Below are 17,201 nucleotides of genomic sequence, written 5' to 3'. Positions count from 1 at the left end.
ATTAGCCCTGACAAAATCAATAGTTTAATTGCCCAAGAAAAGTTGTTTATCAATTTTAATACTGCCCCATTAGCCGAACCAGACCTTGTTCATATTTTCCCCACATTAGAACAAGCCGAATTTTATGAGAAAGAAGAATTATCAGGTCTAACGAAAGATACCTCAAGTCAGGGCAACAAAGAAGTTCAACAACTACTGCTCAAAGCACGTTCTGAAGATTTAGAAACCGCTAATGCTCGATATGAGGGCCATAAAGCCATACTTAGAAGAAAATTCTCCACCTATTACCAAAGCCAGTCGCAGTATTCGTCGTTGGCGTCAACAATATCAGCAAGCACAAAAGCTATATGGAGAAAATCATGGTTATGTAGGCTTACTCCCTAAACATTTAGATAAAGGGCATCATCAAAAACTAGAACCAGCACTCTTAGATTTTATGGCAGAATTCATTAAAAAACATTACTTTACTGCCAAAAATAGACGAGTGAGTGGAGTTTATCGAGAATTTCAATTAGCCTGTAGTCAACAAGAACCTGTTTTTAAACCCCCCTCAGAAAAAACATTTCGTGAACAGATTAAAAGACAAAAAAATTACCAACTCACTCTAGCCCGCCAAGGCTCAAAAATAGCTAAACAAACTAAACCATTTCACTCAAACAGTGAAATACCCAAAGACGGAGAGTTACCCTGGGAAAATGCTCATATTGACCACACTTGCTTAGATATTAACCTAGTGAGTTCCTTAATTTCTCTAGCAACTTGCAATATTAGTAGTGCTATTGACAGCGAAAAAATGAGCTTAGGTCGCTGTTGGGCAACTTTTCTAGTAGATGGTTATAGTAAACGAATTTTAGCAGTGTATATTTCCTTTGAGCCACCTAGTTACCGTAGTTGTTTAATGGTAATTCGGATTTGTGTCAAAAGATTTAGCCGATTACCTCAAACCATAATTACCGATAATGGAAAAGAGTTCCATAGCGTTTATTTTAAACAACTGTTGGCTTATTACAAATGCAATCATAAATACCGCCCATCAGGAGAACCTCGTTATGGAAGCCCTGTGGAAAGAGTGTTTGGCACAACTAACACGTTATGGTTGCATGAATTACAAGGAAATACTCAAATTCTCAAAAACACCAGACAAATAACCAAGTCTGTTAACCCCATCCATCAAGCCGTCTGGACAATTGGTGAGCTTTATCAATCATTAGAAACATGGGCTTATTCGATTTATGATAACCGACTCAATTCAAGTTTGGGACTTTCCCCATTTCAAGCTTATGAAACTGGTATCCAATTAGGAGGTTCAAGAGAAAGTCGTCGTTTGGAATATGACCAAACCTTTTTAATTTTAACCTTACCTTCCCCCCATAGTGGCGATACCCGAATCGTACAGCCCGGAAGAGGAGTGAAGGTAAATCATATTTATTACTGGTGTCATGCTTTCCGTAATCCAGAGGTGGAGAAAACAGCAGTTTCGCTCAAAATTGACCCGTTCAATGTTAGTGTTGCCTATTGCTATGTTAAGGGGCTTTGGCATGAATGTACGTCGAATCATTATCCCTATCTCCAAGGACGCACGGAAAAAGAACTACAAGTTATTAGTACTGACTTACGCCAACGCAAAAAACATAAAGGTCAGGCGATAGTTTTATCTAATACTGAATTGATGGAGCATTTACAAGGGGCTTATCAAGTCGAGGAAAAACTGCTTAAACAACGCTTACAAGCATTAGAAAATAAAACGGTACTTAATTTAATTGAAGGGAAAGAACTTTCTCCAAACAGTCCTCAATTGACTCACTTTGATGAAATAGAAAATAATTCATCAGTCTTGATAAATAACGCTAATAATGAAGAAACTCTTGAATCTTACGGAGAATTTTAACGGATGGAACAACAGCGATTACCTCAAGAATTATTAAAGGCTCCTATATCTGAAAGGGTGACATTTTTTGTGAATTATACAATGGCTCATCCTCATCTAATTCAGACTTTTAATCAGGTGATGCAATCAGTTTATCAAGCACCAGGGATTTCCTTAATTTTCGTAGTAGGAGCAACTGGAGTAGGGAAAACTACCCTACTGCGACGTTTAGAGCAAAAACTAACCGAGAAAGCCTTACCTGAATTAAAGCACAATCAGGGTAAAGTCCCTGTAATTGGTTTAGAAGCTAAAGCTCCAGAATTTAGTCAGTTTGATTGGAAAGATTTTTATATTCGTCTATTAAAAGTACTAAACGAACCTTTAATCGAAAAAAAGATTAATTATGGGCAATCTTGCTCCTCGTGGCGGAGTGCAGTGGAATCGGCTTTGATTCATCGTTCTCCGGATGCTTTTTATATTGATGAAGCACATCATCTTGCTATGTTACCTAGTGGTCGGAAATTAAAAGATCAACCCGAAACTCTCAAATCTCTAGCCAATCTAACTCAAGTGAAAATTATTCCCACTGGAACTTATGACTTATTACCTTTAATTGATTTAGGAGATCAGTTATGCCGACGTAGTAAAACCATTCATTTTCAACGGTATCATGCTGATAATTCGCAAGAAGCTAAAGCTTTTAAAAGTGTGGTGCAAACTTTTAGTCAATATCTTCCTTTACCTCAACAGCCAGATTTATTATCTAATTGGGAATTTCTTTATGAGAGGAGTTTAGGTTGTGTAGGTATTCTTAAAGATTGGCTTTGTGTAACACTTAATGATGTTTTAGAGAGTGATGGAAACGCTCAGACTATTACTTTATCTGACTTGCAACGTCATGCTTTAGAGGTACGTCAATGTTTGGTAATGCTGAAATCTATTACTATAGGTGAACAACAACTACAAGAGTCATCAGAGGATTTACTCAAACTACAAAAAGACTTGAAATTAATTCCCTCATCTCATGGTACTGCTCAGGAGAAACACAATCAAAGCAAGAAAGAGAAAAAACTACTCATTCGCCGATTGCACAAACTTCTCCTCGCCGTTATCAGGGCAAACGCATCTAAAGTATAAGAATCCTTTAATAGCAAGGGTTTTGGCGTTTTTTAATTTAGCCTATTTTTTCATCAAGATCCTTGCCCAGCAAGGGTTTCAGAAATCCCGTGCGTTCGCCCTGTCGCCGTTATCCCTTAAAAAAGCAGGAATCAGAAAAGGAGGATAAAGAAACAGATTTTTTTCATTCCTTTTGATTTAGGAAATTTTACAATTCAAAACCTACCTAAAATCAGTCATCTTTATCCTCTACAACCAATAGGTTTAGGAACTCCTAATACTGAGAGTTTAAGTAGCTATTTACAAAGATTAGCACAACAGCATTGCCTTCGCTCTTGGCAACTTTATACTTATGAACTTGTTCCTTTGATTCAACATCAGGAATATTTATTGCATAAAGATACTAAAAAAACTTCTCTTAAACAGATATTTTTAACTAACAAAAAAACTGCATCTAATTTATCAGTTATAAATGGACTTCAATCTATTACTCCAGTCATTGTGACAGCTATAGAGCAATTAACATCACGTCAAGATTTATATTCTTTAACTTTAATGAGTTGGCTGAAAGTTTTTGATTCAGCAGAGTTGCTTTTGAAACCTTCTTGTGCTTGGTGTCCTTATTGTTATCAAGCCTGGCGAGAGCAAGGGCAAGTTATTTATATTCCTTTGCTCTGGTTAATTGAATATGTTAAATTCTGCCCTCAACATCAGATTTCTCTAGAGAATACCTGTCCTTCTTGCAATCAAAAAATGCTAAATTTTTGTCAACCAGGTTATTGTTCTCATTGTGGAGAATGGTTAGGTCAAACAAAGTATCCCTTGAAGTTGACTACTTATTTTCGCTCGATGGGATGTTTGTCAACCTATCAACGTAACATCTCTTACTTACAAGAGTTAATTGCGATTACACCTTATTTGTCAAAACAACCTCAGATTAAAGATGTCTATTCGTACCTTCATGAACGTTGCGTGCATCTTGATGAACAAGGGTTAAAAGACCTCTCTTTTTCATTCTGGATGAGTTCCCACTTAATCGCTAAACCTCAAAGCTCTGACACTGCTTATAAACCACGTATTTCTTTGCATTTTCTTTCTGAAGTTTTTCGTTGTTTTAATATAACTCCTCGTCAACTTTTCCTTTAATTCTCCCGGTTCGCCCATTTTAAATTGAGTTAGAAAAAAGCTGGACGATTTAATGGGGGTTATAGCCCATAATACAAATGTACTCTCCTCCCGACTTTGCGCGTAGTTTACCGCCGTAGGCATCGCATAAAAATAGAGTTTTTAGAGCAGGGTGGTAGTTCAAGGTAAATTTATAGTAATGGCTAAAACCATTACTACACCTAGATTTTCTGGTTTTCGGCAATTTCTCGAACTCCAAAAAAAATGAGCGAACCGGGAGTTAATTTTTCTAGATGTTATCTTTTTCATGTTTTTGGAAGGTAAAGTTGGACATCTAGTTTTGGAAGGTAAAGTTGGACAACCTGTCCAAAATCTTCTTCAAGTCACATGAAGCGCGTCATGCTGGTACAGGCTCACCAGCAGCAAGGACTGGATTTTATGACCTGGACAGTATACTTGGCGGTGGTTTTCGCAAAGGACGGTTGTATGTACTAGCTGCTCGTCCTTCTGTTGGTAAATCCGCTTTGGCTGGTAATCTCGCTCTTAATGTTGCCAAAACTGGGAAGATGCCGATCTGCGTTTTCAGCTTGGAAATGTCTACTGATGAGTACGTACAGCGATTTTTAAGCAGTGAATCTGGCATTGAAAATAATTTTCTAGAAACTGGGAATGTGAATGAAAGCCAGTGGCAACCCTTAAGCGTGGCGATCGCAGAGTTAAGTGAACAACAGATTTTCATCAACGACGAATCTTGCCCTTCTCTTAATCAAATCCGTAGCCAAGTCCGCCGAATTTCATCCCATTACGGTGGTGTTGGGCTTGTCATCATTGACTACTTACAACTTATGGCTCTTGATACTGATTCACGGGTGAACATGGCTCAACGAGTCGGTGAAATCAGCCGGGGATTAAAAAGATTAGCCAAAGATTTGGATGTGCCTGTACTGGCTTTGTCCCAACTCAACCGCGAAGTTGAACACCGTAACGATAAACGCCCTGTACTAAGTGATTTAAAAGACAGTGGTGCTGTTGAGCAAGACAGTGATGTTGTAATCATGCTTTACCGCGAAGAAATGTATAACCCCGATACACCAGATCGTGGCATTGCTGAGTTAGTCGTTCGCAAGCAACGCAATGGCCCCACCGGTACAGTCAAGCTTTTGTTTGACCATCAGTTTACCAGATTCAAGAATTTATCTCGTGGTCGTAGTTTTTAAGGCTCTACTGGAGGATAAACATTGTTTTTTATGCAAGACAGGGAACTGAGAATGATTGAAACTTACCAACAACTTTTACAACAATGGGCGGCTCTTGCCCCTGATGAATGCTCTACTGCTGACCGGGATTATAGATTCAAGATTAAGATACTACCCAAAGTCGAAAAGTGTTCTTTCGACAACCCTTGGCGCTCTGTTACTTCAGAAAATCTAACTTGGCGGCTTCATGTAGCTGAAGATGTAATTCTCAGACAGTTGAATTTTATTCTTCTAACAGTTCTACATCGCTGTTCTGACCGTCAGTCCAATATCAATTTCACTTTCACAGAACTTGGAGCTATCGCCACAATCTGCAACGGACTGCGTTCAAAGCCACATCCACATCCAGCGATCGCGGCATTAGACGCATACATTCAATTGCTGGAGTTTTAAAACTCATGAAAGCGCTATCTGTTCGTCAGCCTTGGGCATGGGCAATTATTTATGCTCTCAAAAATATTGAAAACCGTGGCTGGCCTATCAATTATCGGGGCGATATTCTCATTCACGCCGCCAAAACCTGTACCAAGAAAGAGTACCAGCTAGCGAGAGAATTTTGCCAAGGGATGGGGGTAGTAATCCCAGAGTTAATCTCTCTACGTCGCGGCCAAGTTATTGGCATTGTCACAATAGTTGATTGCAAGTTTTCACAAGTTGCATCTGGCTGGGGAATGGCTGGGCAATACCACTGGAAGCTGGAGAATCCGCGAGAGATTACACCAATTCCCTACATTGGGCGGTTAGGAATTTTTGAAGTGCCAGATGATTTGGTGATGGAGGTGGCTGCATGATTAAAACAGCCCCAAGCAATACCCTACCTCCGAAAGCAAAATCAGTAATAGCTGAGTTATCTGCAACACCCGAAAAATTCTTAGAGGACGACCTTAAAAGCTCACAAATTCATGGTCAAGGATGCCTCTATCCGTATCTCGAAAAGAAAAAGCTACTTGATGGTTCAATAGTTTTTTACCCACGAGTTATAGGTGAGCGTGACCTAAACAACCCGATTCAGTGGCGATGGGGATACAACTGGGAAGAACGAGTTGATGGAATATGGAAAGGGCGAAGTATAGGTTCAATTCCCCCTGGCGCTGTGACAATGATCCGTCTAATGCAACAACAGGGGGCAACAAGAGAAGACATCATCGCCTTCATCAAAAAAGCGAAAACCAAAAACCTATCACCAAAATTAGATGTCTGCAAAAATTTTGAGAACACAAAATTAAAACCAGTACTCCCAGATGATGCACCGATCGCCGTAGTACTATTCGCTGGTGGCGGTGGGATTGAAGCGGGGATGTTACAGGCTGGTATTCGCCCAGTCATTGCAGTGGAACATGACCCAAATAAACCAGACTTGAGCAGGGCGATCGCCAAAAGCCATCACTACAACTTTAGCGAGTATGGCTGTAGAATAATCCAACTAACAGTTCAAGAAGTAGTACAGTCAGGATTTATTGGTTTTCCCCGCCGCCCCGATTACCTCCACGCCTCCCCGGTGTGCGCCAACTTCAGCCAAGCTCACACTGCAAAAGCAGGTATTGGGATTGAAACGGCTGATGATCTGACGGCTGCCTTCGCAGTTGCAGAAGCCATCCGACAGTTGCAGCCACGGGTGTTTACGCTCGAAAATGTCCCACGCTATCAGATTAGTCAGAGTTTCAGTATCATTCTGTCAGCTTTAGAACAAGAGGGGTACTCGGTTGATTACAACGTGGTCAACATGGCTGATTTTGGGTTGCCCCAGGCGCGGCGGCGGTTAGTCCTGATTGCAAGTAGGGGGTTTCGGGTTGCCCTACCTTCGGGAGCTACACCTTGTGGTTGGTACTCAGCGATCGCTCACCTCATCCCTACAATGGCTGATTCACAGCTGCTACCTAAACAGCAACAAGCTTTGGAGAAATTTTTAGCCGGGAATGCGCCGACACCACTGCTAATAGAAAGAGTGGGGGGACGCAAGTTACCCAAGTACAAGCCAGGGTCGCACCCCGCTAATACCATTCTGCGATCCCACTTCACAGATCACAAAGGCTGCAACCGTAGTAAGTTCGCTGATATCTGTTTGCCTGATGGTACGGTCAAGTCTTTGTCTATCCAAGGTACAGCCATTTTGCAAGGATTTCCGTCCTGGTATGAGTTCCCAAAAGAGACTGCTACGGCGGGGTCAATCATTGGCTATTCCGTGCCTCCCAGTTTTGCAACACAACTATTTATATCTGCACAGAGCAAATTATTAGGAATGACTGTATGACTAACCTTGTCCCTCTGCATGACGAAGATTTGGGGGATTGGTCGGAATTGGGGATTTTGGGTTTTCTTTCGGGGTTGCAGTAGGAATTCTATCGAGGGCGGTTGGTGGCGGTGGTGTCAGGGTGAGGGTGGAGTGTCTTGCGGGGGCGAGGGGTGCGCGGTTGGGTTTCGTTGGGAAACTTGTTTTCAGGTACGTTTTGTGGTTTATCTAATAGTCGCACATCTTTCCAATCTGTATCCTCGTGAATATCAGCAGTTAGCGTATGCATGTCTTTTAGCAATTTGGTGAGTTCGGCAATCATTTATACTTTGTTTATTTATACTTGCTCTGCGAAGTACATAAGTATTTAATAGATATATATACTGAAACGTCTTGTGCTTGAAAACAAGGTACAACATGAGATTCCAAAGAGTCCACAAATCGACCGCTACCAGTTCCCAAACACCCCAGAACAACCCACAATTGGCACATCGTCCCTTTGGTATCCAGGCTCAACAAGTATCAAAAACGCCTCTTACGAAGGTGGAAATTGAAAATCAGACCTTGCAGCAACAAAAGTTTGAGACAACGGGGCTGGAAATTAAGCAGAAGTATGGCACGATCACACCAGAGGAGCAAGAAAAGCTGGGCGTGTTGCAAGCCAAGATAGATGACTTCTGGGTTCAGAAAAAGCAACAGACTAAGGGACAGCCTGATTTGCTGGAAATTCTCATTAAGAATCAGCAGAGAACTCCGATAACAGAGTCAGCCACAACAATTCAGCCTCAGCTTTCTATTGGGGAAACGGGGGATAAGTACGAGCAAGAAGCCGACAAAATAGCAAGTCAGGTAGTACAGCAGATTCATGCACCGATGCCTAATCATAAAATAGATAAGAGCCAGCCCGATCGACTAGGGGCTGAGGTAGATGTAATCGACAGGAAAACGACAAAAAGTGAGTCAGCTAAAGTGGCAAGTGTCACAGATGGCATACAGTTTAAAGAAAACAAAGTAAGCGGGGATATTATCCAAAGGGTTAGTGTTAAAGAAGCTATTACAAAGTTTGAAAAAATAGCAGAAGAACAAAGAGTAGATATAGAAACAGCACGGCAGCAGAGAGCGAGAAAACCAAAAGCAGCCCAGGTAGCGTCTGAGCCTATCAAAGCAGAGATAGAAGCGCAGCAATTGGAATCACAACCTTTATCAAGCATTTCGGCTGAATCACAAGCATCGGACTTTAAACCTCAAGAATCGCAGGTAAACTCACAAGAGCAGGAAAGTGAGAGTTTAGAGGGAGATAAAACCGGGAAACAACGCTGGCAGAAATTGAAGAAGATAGTCAAAACAGATTCATCTACGAGTCAAATACCTGGCAAGACGAAAACTTTAAACTATTCGGATTCGATATACGGAGAAGATAGCGATGAAAATTACTGGCTAGAGGCATGGGATGCACTGCATCGACCTGCCTTTGAACTCGGTGGGAATTATTCGAACCAAGGTGGGAAATTTGCAAAGTGGGTCCAAGAGTGTGGAATTATAGAATGGCTGGATGAGAAGGAGAATAGAGATCAAGACATGAGAACGGCGTTCGATGAACAAAAGAAAAATGGTGTTGCTGATTTCTGGAAGTGGAAAGAAACTTCGGGATACGCTACAGATTCTTCATCGCCGCCAGATACAATTTCCTTCTGGGATTGGCTAGAGCTAAAAATGCAAAAGGAAGAATTTGAGGAAGACGAGAAGATTAAGGAGAGAAACTCATACCTTGGAATACAGTCTGACCCAGAACGCGAAGAGGAAATCAGGCAAACAAGAGAAGAAAAAAGGCAAGAGAGAGTTGAATATCTAAAGTCAAAAGAAGAGCGTAAAAACAAAGAAGTCACCATTAGCGGCGGTCAATGGACAGATGCCTCTGGAGATTCTGTTAGCTCGATGGATAAAACAGCTTTAGGTGCGCCGGATGGTGGAGAGAATTGGATGATCTTTGTTTTAAGCCCCGATGGTAAGTTCTATGCAGATGCTCATGAGGAAGGTAAGTATCACCACTCAAGCGCCTTAGCTGGAATTCCAGTCAAGGGTGCTGGAGCAATCAAAGTTATAGGTGGCACGCTTGAAGAGATATCTGATAAAAGCGGTCACTACAAGCCCGATATGCATCAAATGTACACCACTTTAATGCAGTTGCAGAAATGTGGCATAGACCCCAAAACTTATAAGGTATATACAAGAGATTTAGGCGACATACAAGGCGATCAGTGGATTGAGAAATATCTCCAAACTCCAGAGTATAAAAAATATCGCGCAACTCAAATAGCCAATGCTTTTACTATGAGTGGTAGAGATCATAGGGATAAGAAAGCCCAGCAGGAAAAAAGAAGTTAGGGCGATCACTAGCTAGAACGGCAAAACTAACTGGAGAGGTGAGACTAAAAGCTTAATTACCTATGTGTCTTAGAAAATATCAAACGAGTATACTATGCTTCCAACCTACCTCTAGCAAGTTTTACCGCTCTAGAATATTTCACCCTTATCTTGGGCAAGGAGTCCAGGGCAACACTTGAAAAGGGAAATAAAATAGGGGACTTTTAAAATCTTGTCCATGCTTTACATATAATTCGTTTGCCATGTAATACTCTTCAGTTCAAGTTTTGTACTTTATGCAAAAAGAGCGAAAAACTTTTAAAGCTGCACTATACAGGGATTAGACGCAATAAACCAAGCCCAATGCAACACCCTTGGCTGAATGCGTGTAAACCAATGGTTGTCAAAATTTGGTCAAACATGAATCCACCATTACCCAAGGAACAATCGTCGGCTGTGGAGGGCGGTTGTTACTTGGGCACAGGAGAGGCGATCGCTTACCATAGGCGCACTTTCACAAAAATACTCTACTGAGTTATTCACATCAATAGAGTATATAAATTTACTATAATCATCTTTTACAAACATTCAATTTATAATTTGGCAACTATTTATACCTCTCTATAAGTACTCAACATCTTATCTACAGCGATCGCATCAAGCACTGCCGCTATCTCTTGACACCATAGGTCATATTCGTGCGTTACCCCTGGGACTCTTCAAGGGCAGCGATCGCTACGCAAGAGAAATCAACTTCTCATTTTCGCTTTTGTATAGCAGAGGAGAAAAAGTCGTAATTAGCAGGGATAACGACGTTGTTTCCATGAATTCGCCTCCACATAGTTAGTGGAGGCAATAAGTCTAGCGGCGACAATTACGGATTTGCAAGGAGCCTGCACAAGAATTGAGAATTTAGCTTTCACTTTCTCGCTTATTTGCCGACCAATGGTCGGCAAATATGTTTCGATATGCGAGTAGACAACATCATAGCTATTGTTAAATCCGTTTCTACGACTGGCTATTCGGCATCGCGCTCCGCTCCCGTCTCTAAAAAGTAATCCACGCCCATACAACTAACTTTCTGGCAAAATGCCTCGGATTCGCTGATAAGTTCTTGTATTCTGGGATATCCCTTCTTTGTGCAAAGCCGAATGATTCCTATAGATATGAAACGACTCATCAAAAAAAACCCTAACCCAGTTCGCAAGAAAACAGAAGCAACCCCACCACCAACTGAACCCATTGAGATGCTTGAGAGCCAAAATATTCCTGAACCAGTAATTGAACACAATCCACCTGTGTACATTGAAGACTACGTTTCCGAATCCGAATACATTTCTGAACACTATCGCCCCCTCCGCTCCGTGGGTAACTCCGGGTGGCAACCGTCTGATGTGTGGCGCGAGTTGAGGGTTGATGATTTTTGTCGTGGGTGACAGTATTTAAACAGCACTATGCCTGCGGTTCTTGCTAGCCTACGCTAAAATATAATGCCTGCATTTTGGAATAATGGCAATTGAATTACTTGGTTTTTTTTGGCATTATCCAGGTTGGATAAGGAAATACCCAGCAACCTAATACTACGATTCTCCAGTTCAATTGACTCAAACAGCGCTTTGGCTATCTCAAAAATCGTAGATAGTTCACTGATGGGAGCAAGCATTGTCTTACTACGGGTTAAACGCTGATAATCAGAAAACTTGACTTTTAGAGTTAATGTGCGTCCTCGCGTTTCATGCTGCTGTAGCCGTTGCTCTACAAGGGAGGCAATCTGCTCGATTTCTTGCAACATCTGGCTGATATCGCTTAAGTCTTGTGCAAATGAGGTTTCTGCACCAATGGACTTGCGAACTCGATTTGCTTCAACTGGGCGGTCATCTTCTGCCCTGGCAATCTTATAGTAATAATTACCTGCTTTACCAAAGTGGTGTGTTAGCTCCAGGAGCGATCGCTTCTTTCAAATCTGCGCCAGTGTGAATGCCGAGTGAGTGCATCTTCGCCGCCGTAACTTCTCCAATGCCGTGGAACTTCTCAATCGCTAGCTGCTCTACAAATGCGATCGCATCCTCTGGCAAAATCACTGTTAGTCCATTGGGTTTATTTTGACCTGATGCCATTTTTGCAAGAAACTTGTTAATCGACACGCCTGGCGGTTGCTGTCAGCTTATTTTCCTGGAAAATCGCAGTTTTAATGTGTCTTGCAATAGTTGAAGCGTAGGTGATGTTTTGCTTATTCTCAGTAACGTCAAGATATGCTTCATCTAGCGCAACCCCTTCCACTAAATCAGTGTAACGTTTGAATATGGCGTGGATTGAAGTGGAAATATCTCGGTAAACATCGAATCTCGGTCTGACAAAGATAAGCCCAGGACATTTCGCAAAAGCGGTTACTGAAGGCATTGCGGAATAAATGCCAAACTTACGGGCTTCATAACTGGCTGCTGCAACCACACCTCGCTGATTCGGACTGCCACCGACTACTAACGGTTTACCTCGGTAGCTAGGGTTGTCCCTCTGTTCCACCGATGCGTAAAACGCATCCATATCTATGTGAACTATTTTTCTCACTTGCAAGCAGAGTGAAGCATTAGAAAGTTAGGCTAATCGGTGCTTAGTAAAATACTATATTACCAGTCTTGTAGTACATTAGCACTACTTTTTCAAATACCAATTATTCGTTCTGAGGTGATGTTCGGGTAAATGCGTCATTGCTCACACTTACCATCAAAGAGTGACATCACACACAACATTTTTTCTTGGTACGGTGGTGAGAACAATCACTATCTTGGGCACTATCCCTTATTCCATTAAACTCATTCTTGATTGGGTGAATGCTGAAATATTAACCTTGGTTATTGTTAAGACTAATTTAGATACAACAACCCTATGCCAAAACAACGAGTGTCACATAAGCAAGCAGGTAATTAGATTGATTTTTAAGAGATATATCCTTTTAAAAAGTATCCACTTACAAGAGTGTCAACCTAATCAATTACCTTATTTAATTAGTTGCAATACAATGTTTCTAAAGATTTATATCCCTAGTTTTAATCCCTTAATGCAAATATTTTTATGCATATTTACCACAGTAATTATTAGTAGATTGTGCGGCACAATTTCTTTTGCACTACTGCTTTACATCACAACATAGTTAAGTTTACCTAAAGCCAAAAACTACTTGCCATATCTACTGGATGTTTCGCAGCAGTCTCTAGCTTCATACCAAGAGTAATTATTGGGTTAGCTGTAATGTTGATTAATTCTGGTACAAAATAGCCATGTTAATTGGGGCAGGTTTGGAATGTTTATTGTTAGTCTTCATTTAGCTTATTTAGGCAATTTGCATGGATATTATTTTATATAAATATAACATTAAAATTCCAATGATTAATAAACATATTAACTACCCTAATTCAATCTTAGGAGTGATTTTATCGTTCATTTTTGGGCTGTTTTAAATACTGTTTGTTCTAAATTTCTGATAGGCTAAATTTCTGATAGGTTAAATTTTTAATATGCTCCAAATAACCTTAGACAAAAAGGCATTACTAGCACTGATGCTGCTCGTGCCAGCTCCAAGTATTGGTGTTGCAACCCAATTGTACTTCCTACCCGGATTAGAAGGATACTTAGTAGCTTTACTATCAAAAGTATGGCTTCTATTATTTCCAGTTATTTGGTTGTCTTTTGTCGATAAAAATGCTTTAAAAATTCAATATCCTAAAAGATCCGACTTGCTGGCTGGAGTTGGATTAGGATTAATAATGTTATTTGTTATCTTAACTGTTTATTGGCTATTGGGCTGGCGGTGGATTGATACTGAATATGTTCGAGAACGAGCAAGGCTAGTTGGATTCAGTAGCTTTAATATTTATTTACTAGGTGCAGGATATTGGATATTTATTAACTCTTTGCTTGAGGAATTTGTCTGGCGTTGGTTTGTTTATCGTCAGTGTGAAATTTTAGTATCAAGTCGTTTAGCTGTAATACTGTCTGCACTGTTTTTTACGATTCACCATATTATTGGTTTAGCAGCTTACTTCGACTGGCGTGCAACAGCATTATGCTCCTGCGGCGTGTTTATTGCAGGTATTATATGGTCATGGTGCTACTTAAATTATCGTTCAATTTGGATTGGATACATTAGCCATATTTTTGCAGACATAGCAATTTTCCTCATTGGTTGGCAGCTTATATTTGTGTAATCAAGATAAACTAATATGGGAATAATAGCTTCCTTCAGGTAATGATAATGACATAAACCATGAGCAATACGTTTTTAATTCATGATTGTTAGAACGAGGTTTTGTTGGGTTGCAACAAGACAAGACGATTTCTCAAGGGCAGTGACTCTCAAAAAAATACTCTACTGAGTTACTCATCTCAGTAGAGTATATAAAACTACATTTATTACCTTTTCACTAAAATTTATTTTATACAATAGTAGGTATTAACACCTCTGTATAAGTACTTGAAATATTGATTGTAGCGATCGCCAACTTTTCTTTTCCATTAATTCACCTCCACATAGTTAGTGGAGCGACAAATTAAAAAATCGCTGTACAATTTCAAGCAATTCATCTTGACTAAAAACGATTGTCTCTTGCCATTAATGCTGACCTTGGATTGTATACGCACTCATCACCGTTCATCCCGCAACCACTCTAATCCAATCCTCAAAGCTGCCTCCGCCGTGTAATAAATCTTTTGTTCCCCGAATATGCCACCTGTCCGGCTGATAATCCGAAACTGCCAGCAATGCCCTGGCGTGTAAAAAACCATTAGGACACTGCTGTTGACACAGAGTACGGTATCAACTTTAACTTGAGACATTTACTGGTGTTGTGGGTGTGATGATGTATTTAAATAAAAGAACTCAGGAGTCAGGAGTCAGAATTCAGAATGACTCCTGAATGAAAAATCAATGAGTAAAAGGGTTCAAATTCCCACTGTCTATACGGTGTCTACAATTGCTTAGGGTTTGAATCTCCAAGCGATTGTGATTCTGAATTCTGAATTCTGTCTTCTGACTTCTTCTTTAATTGTCTGGGATTTCTCACCCAATCAAACCCAAATGCCGATGAAATGCTTCAACAGCATTCGCCACACCATCTTCACCCCTAATCTTCTCACCCAACTCTTGTGCTTTCTTCCGCATCACCTCATCGCCCAATACGATTTCAATCGCTGCTGCTAAAGTTTTATCTGACACTTTCTTGTACGGTATCGGTTGTGGGCTGACTCCCAACCGAGTTAGCTTTTCTCCCCAAACTGGCTGATCTGCAAAAAAGGTACAGTAATTGATGGTGTCCCTGCACGTAACACTGCCGCCGTTGTACTAGCTCCTCCGTGATGGACTACTGCTGGCACTTGAGGAAATAACCAATCATGCGGAACTTCCTTGATCACAAACACTCGTAGCGAATCTTTTATATTCACCGTTCTTCCAACGTTACCCCAGCCTGACAATATAATCCCGCCTTGATGGGTTTTCTTTAAGGCTTCCACGATGTAATGTGTGAGATATTCTGGATTGGGCATCGTCATGCTCCCAAATCCAAAACACAAAGGTAATTGCTTTCGCCCAAGAAAATCCTCTAGTTCCAAGGGTGGCTCGTATTCGGAGGCTTGGTCAATAAACCAAAACCCAGTTACATACACCCATGCAGGCCAGTCACGGGGTTTTGGGATAACGTGCGAACTAAACCCGTACAATACAGGGATTCTTGATACATTCGCCGGAGTATTCTGTCTGAAGCGTCTGCCCAAATATGGTAAAGGCGGCAATTTCAAAGTTTCTGTTCTAAAGTGATTGAGCAGTTGACGATATCTTTGCCAGTGCAAAAACTCTACTAGTAAGTAGCTGCCATAGTTGATTAATTTCTTTAGCGGGTTTTTAGTTATTTGAGCAAATCTCAAAAACCCAAACATCCCTGTAGGAGTCAACGGCAGAACTGATGCAAAAAAGCAAGATACGCCTAATTTCTCTGCAATGTGATATCCAAAGGTAGCTAACGGCGTGTAGATAATTACCTCACTTCCCTGACACGCACTCCAAGCTGATTCCAACTGTTGAAGTAAAAGCTTATCTGCTTCTTCTTTTTCAACTTTTCTCCCGCAATCAATCGCTGTCCTTGTTTCGATTGTAGAAACTCTTCCATATTGCCAGCGATCGGTGCAAACTTTAAATCAAACTTCCTAACAAATAACTCAAAGTTCTCATGCGTTGCAATCGTTACTTCATGCCCCGCACGCTTCAAGCCAATAGCCAAAGCGCAGTATGGTTGCAAATCTCCTCTTGAACCTACTGTTAGGATCGTAATCTTCAGTTTTCGACTTGGTGCTATAGGTAGACTTTGGCTCAAATGCTTTTTCAAAATGAAAACTCCAGTATTCAAAAATTGTACTAATTTCCTGTGCCTCTGGGCGATAAACCAATACAGTTTAGATCAGCCCGTTTTTTCGTAACTGGTCAAAACAATTCACGCATGATCAATCTCATGAAATGGTCAAGGGAATCCCGTTATCTTTGGGTTTTAAATTGAGAATAAATGGCACAGCTTTCAATACCCAATCGGACACGGGTGTATAATTAGCAGCTTCTTCTCCAAAACTAATAGAGAGCATATCTGTATGAATAATCCCTGGATTAAGGGGTATAGCTGCCATACCAAACCGCAAGTATGTTATGCGGGGTCTAAATCCCCGTTACAAAACTTACTTGCGACTTGCGAAAAAGTCACTTGCGACTTGAGTTTAATCCTTCTATTGCCCACTTAGAAGCGCAGTATGGTGCAACTTGGGGTGAAGTCGAACGTCCCCAGCCAGAACTAAAGTTGACAATAATGCCCTGTTTGTTTTTTACCATTTCTGGTACGAAATGGCGAATTATATTTGCTACTCCTTTGATATTGATATCTATACAGATCAGAAAATTCTTCAGATGATATTTCCCACAAAGGTGCTGGATAATTGGTAATTGCCGCATTATTAATTACTATATCTGGCGGTTCATATTTTTGAAGTACGTCTTGGGCTCATTTTTTTGACAAGGTGTTCATCTGCCACATCTACAGATGTGAAATCGTTGGGCGCACTAAATTTTTGGCGTATTTTATCAATAGCATCTGATGAACGGGCGCAACCAATAACAGTATGTCCCTGTTGAATAAAACCCTCGGTCATCGCATAACCTAGACCTTTACTTATGCCTGTAATTAAGATGAGCTTACTCATATATTTC

The 17,201-nt window shown here is 40.8% G+C and carries 16 protein-coding genes and 2 pseudogenes; 11 read left to right on the top strand and 7 right to left on the bottom strand.

Annotation, left to right across the window (positions count from 1 at the left end):
• The first annotated feature begins 232 nt into the window (after positions 1-232).
• From FD724_RS32575 to FD724_RS32545, 7 genes are all read left to right on the top strand, one after another.
• Entirely contained in the window at positions 233-1,888 is a 1,656-nt protein-coding gene (locus FD724_RS32575) for a DDE-type integrase/transposase/recombinase (protein WP_218651548.1), read from the top strand.
• A gap of 3 nt (positions 1,889-1,891) precedes the next feature.
• Entirely contained in the window at positions 1,892-3,004 is a 1,113-nt protein-coding gene (locus FD724_RS32570; protein WP_179075846.1) for an ATP-binding protein, read from the top strand.
• A gap of 144 nt (positions 3,005-3,148) precedes the next feature.
• Entirely contained in the window at positions 3,149-4,129 is a 981-nt protein-coding gene (locus FD724_RS32565; RefSeq protein ID WP_179075893.1) for a TniQ family protein, read from the top strand.
• 332 nt (positions 4,130-4,461) lie between these two features.
• Positions 4,462-5,325: a DnaB-like helicase C-terminal domain-containing protein gene (locus tag FD724_RS32560; RefSeq protein WP_179075845.1), complete on the top strand. Its 864-nt coding sequence runs from the start codon at positions 4,462-4,464 to the stop codon at positions 5,323-5,325.
• Positions 5,326-5,376: 51 nt separating this feature from the next.
• The gene (locus FD724_RS32555) at positions 5,377-5,757 is read left to right on the top strand and encodes a hypothetical protein (protein WP_179075844.1); all 381 of its coding nucleotides are present in this window, start codon (positions 5,377-5,379) and stop codon (positions 5,755-5,757) included.
• A gap of 5 nt (positions 5,758-5,762) precedes the next feature.
• Positions 5,763-6,155 (top strand): ASCH domain-containing protein, encoded by a 393-nt coding sequence (locus FD724_RS32550; protein WP_179075843.1) that lies wholly within the window; start codon positions 5,763-5,765, stop codon positions 6,153-6,155.
• Positions 6,152-7,615: a DNA cytosine methyltransferase gene (locus FD724_RS32545; RefSeq protein WP_179075842.1), complete on the top strand. Its 1,464-nt coding sequence runs from the start codon at positions 6,152-6,154 to the stop codon at positions 7,613-7,615. Before FD724_RS32550 ends, FD724_RS32545 begins: the two co-directional genes overlap by 4 nt.
• A gap of 88 nt (positions 7,616-7,703) precedes the next feature.
• Here the strand turns inward: FD724_RS32545 and FD724_RS32540 are convergent, their stop codons facing one another.
• A complete protein-coding gene (locus FD724_RS32540; protein WP_179075841.1) occupies positions 7,704-7,883 on the bottom strand; it encodes a hypothetical protein in 180 nt (59 codons plus the stop codon).
• Between the two features lie 128 nt (positions 7,884-8,011).
• Between FD724_RS32540 and FD724_RS32535 the strand changes: the two genes are divergently transcribed.
• The 3 genes from FD724_RS32535 (at position 8,012) to FD724_RS32525 (ending at position 11,394) form a co-directional block, all read left to right on the top strand.
• Entirely contained in the window at positions 8,012-9,979 is a 1,968-nt protein-coding gene (locus tag FD724_RS32535; RefSeq protein ID WP_179075694.1) for a hypothetical protein, read from the top strand.
• Between the two features lie 342 nt (positions 9,980-10,321).
• Positions 10,322-10,492, top strand: coding sequence for a hypothetical protein (locus FD724_RS32530; protein WP_218651547.1), 171 nt, complete (start codon positions 10,322-10,324; stop codon positions 10,490-10,492).
• A gap of 617 nt (positions 10,493-11,109) precedes the next feature.
• The gene (locus FD724_RS32525) at positions 11,110-11,394 is read left to right on the top strand and encodes a hypothetical protein (RefSeq protein ID WP_179075839.1); all 285 of its coding nucleotides are present in this window, start codon (positions 11,110-11,112) and stop codon (positions 11,392-11,394) included.
• 44 nt (positions 11,395-11,438) lie between these two features.
• Here the strand turns inward: FD724_RS32525 and dinB are convergent.
• Positions 11,439-12,502 (bottom strand): annotated as a pseudogene (gene dinB / locus FD724_RS32520) (DNA polymerase IV).
• Positions 12,503-13,473: 971 nt separating this feature from the next.
• On the opposite strand from dinB, the gene FD724_RS32515 reads away from it, so the two are divergent.
• Positions 13,474-14,163 (top strand): CPBP family intramembrane glutamic endopeptidase, encoded by a 690-nt coding sequence (locus FD724_RS32515; RefSeq protein ID WP_179075838.1) that lies wholly within the window; start codon positions 13,474-13,476, stop codon positions 14,161-14,163.
• A gap of 436 nt (positions 14,164-14,599) precedes the next feature.
• Here the strand turns inward: FD724_RS32515 and FD724_RS32510 are convergent, their stop codons facing one another.
• From FD724_RS32510 to FD724_RS32490, 5 genes and pseudogenes are all read right to left on the bottom strand, one after another.
• Positions 14,600-14,791, bottom strand: a complete 192-nt coding sequence (locus FD724_RS32510; protein WP_179075837.1) for a hypothetical protein — start codon at positions 14,789-14,791, stop codon at positions 14,600-14,602.
• Positions 14,792-15,014: 223 nt separating this feature from the next.
• Complete coding sequence (locus FD724_RS41260; RefSeq protein ID WP_256874625.1) at positions 15,015-15,170, bottom strand: hypothetical protein; 156 nt, start codon at positions 15,168-15,170, stop codon at positions 15,015-15,017.
• Between the two features lie 41 nt (positions 15,171-15,211).
• Positions 15,212-16,027 carry a glycosyltransferase gene (locus tag FD724_RS32500; RefSeq protein WP_179075836.1) on the bottom strand — a complete coding sequence of 272 codons (816 nt, stop codon included), beginning with the start codon at positions 16,025-16,027 and terminating at the stop codon, positions 15,212-15,214.
• The gene (locus FD724_RS32495; RefSeq protein ID WP_179075835.1) at positions 15,988-16,356 is read right to left on the bottom strand and encodes a glycosyltransferase; all 369 of its coding nucleotides are present in this window, start codon (positions 16,354-16,356) and stop codon (positions 15,988-15,990) included. Before FD724_RS32495 ends, FD724_RS32500 begins: the two co-directional genes overlap by 40 nt.
• Before the next feature lie 100 nt (positions 16,357-16,456).
• Positions 16,457-17,194 (bottom strand): annotated as a pseudogene (locus FD724_RS32490) (SDR family oxidoreductase).
• Positions 17,195-17,201 lie beyond the last annotated feature (7 nt).

Origin of the sequence: Nostoc sp. C057, assembly GCF_013393925.1 — a bacterium.
GTDB classification, from domain to species: Bacteria; Cyanobacteriota; Cyanobacteriia; order Cyanobacteriales; family Nostocaceae; genus Nostoc; species Nostoc muscorum_A.
This window is presented reverse-complemented; position numbering and strand designations above follow the sequence as displayed.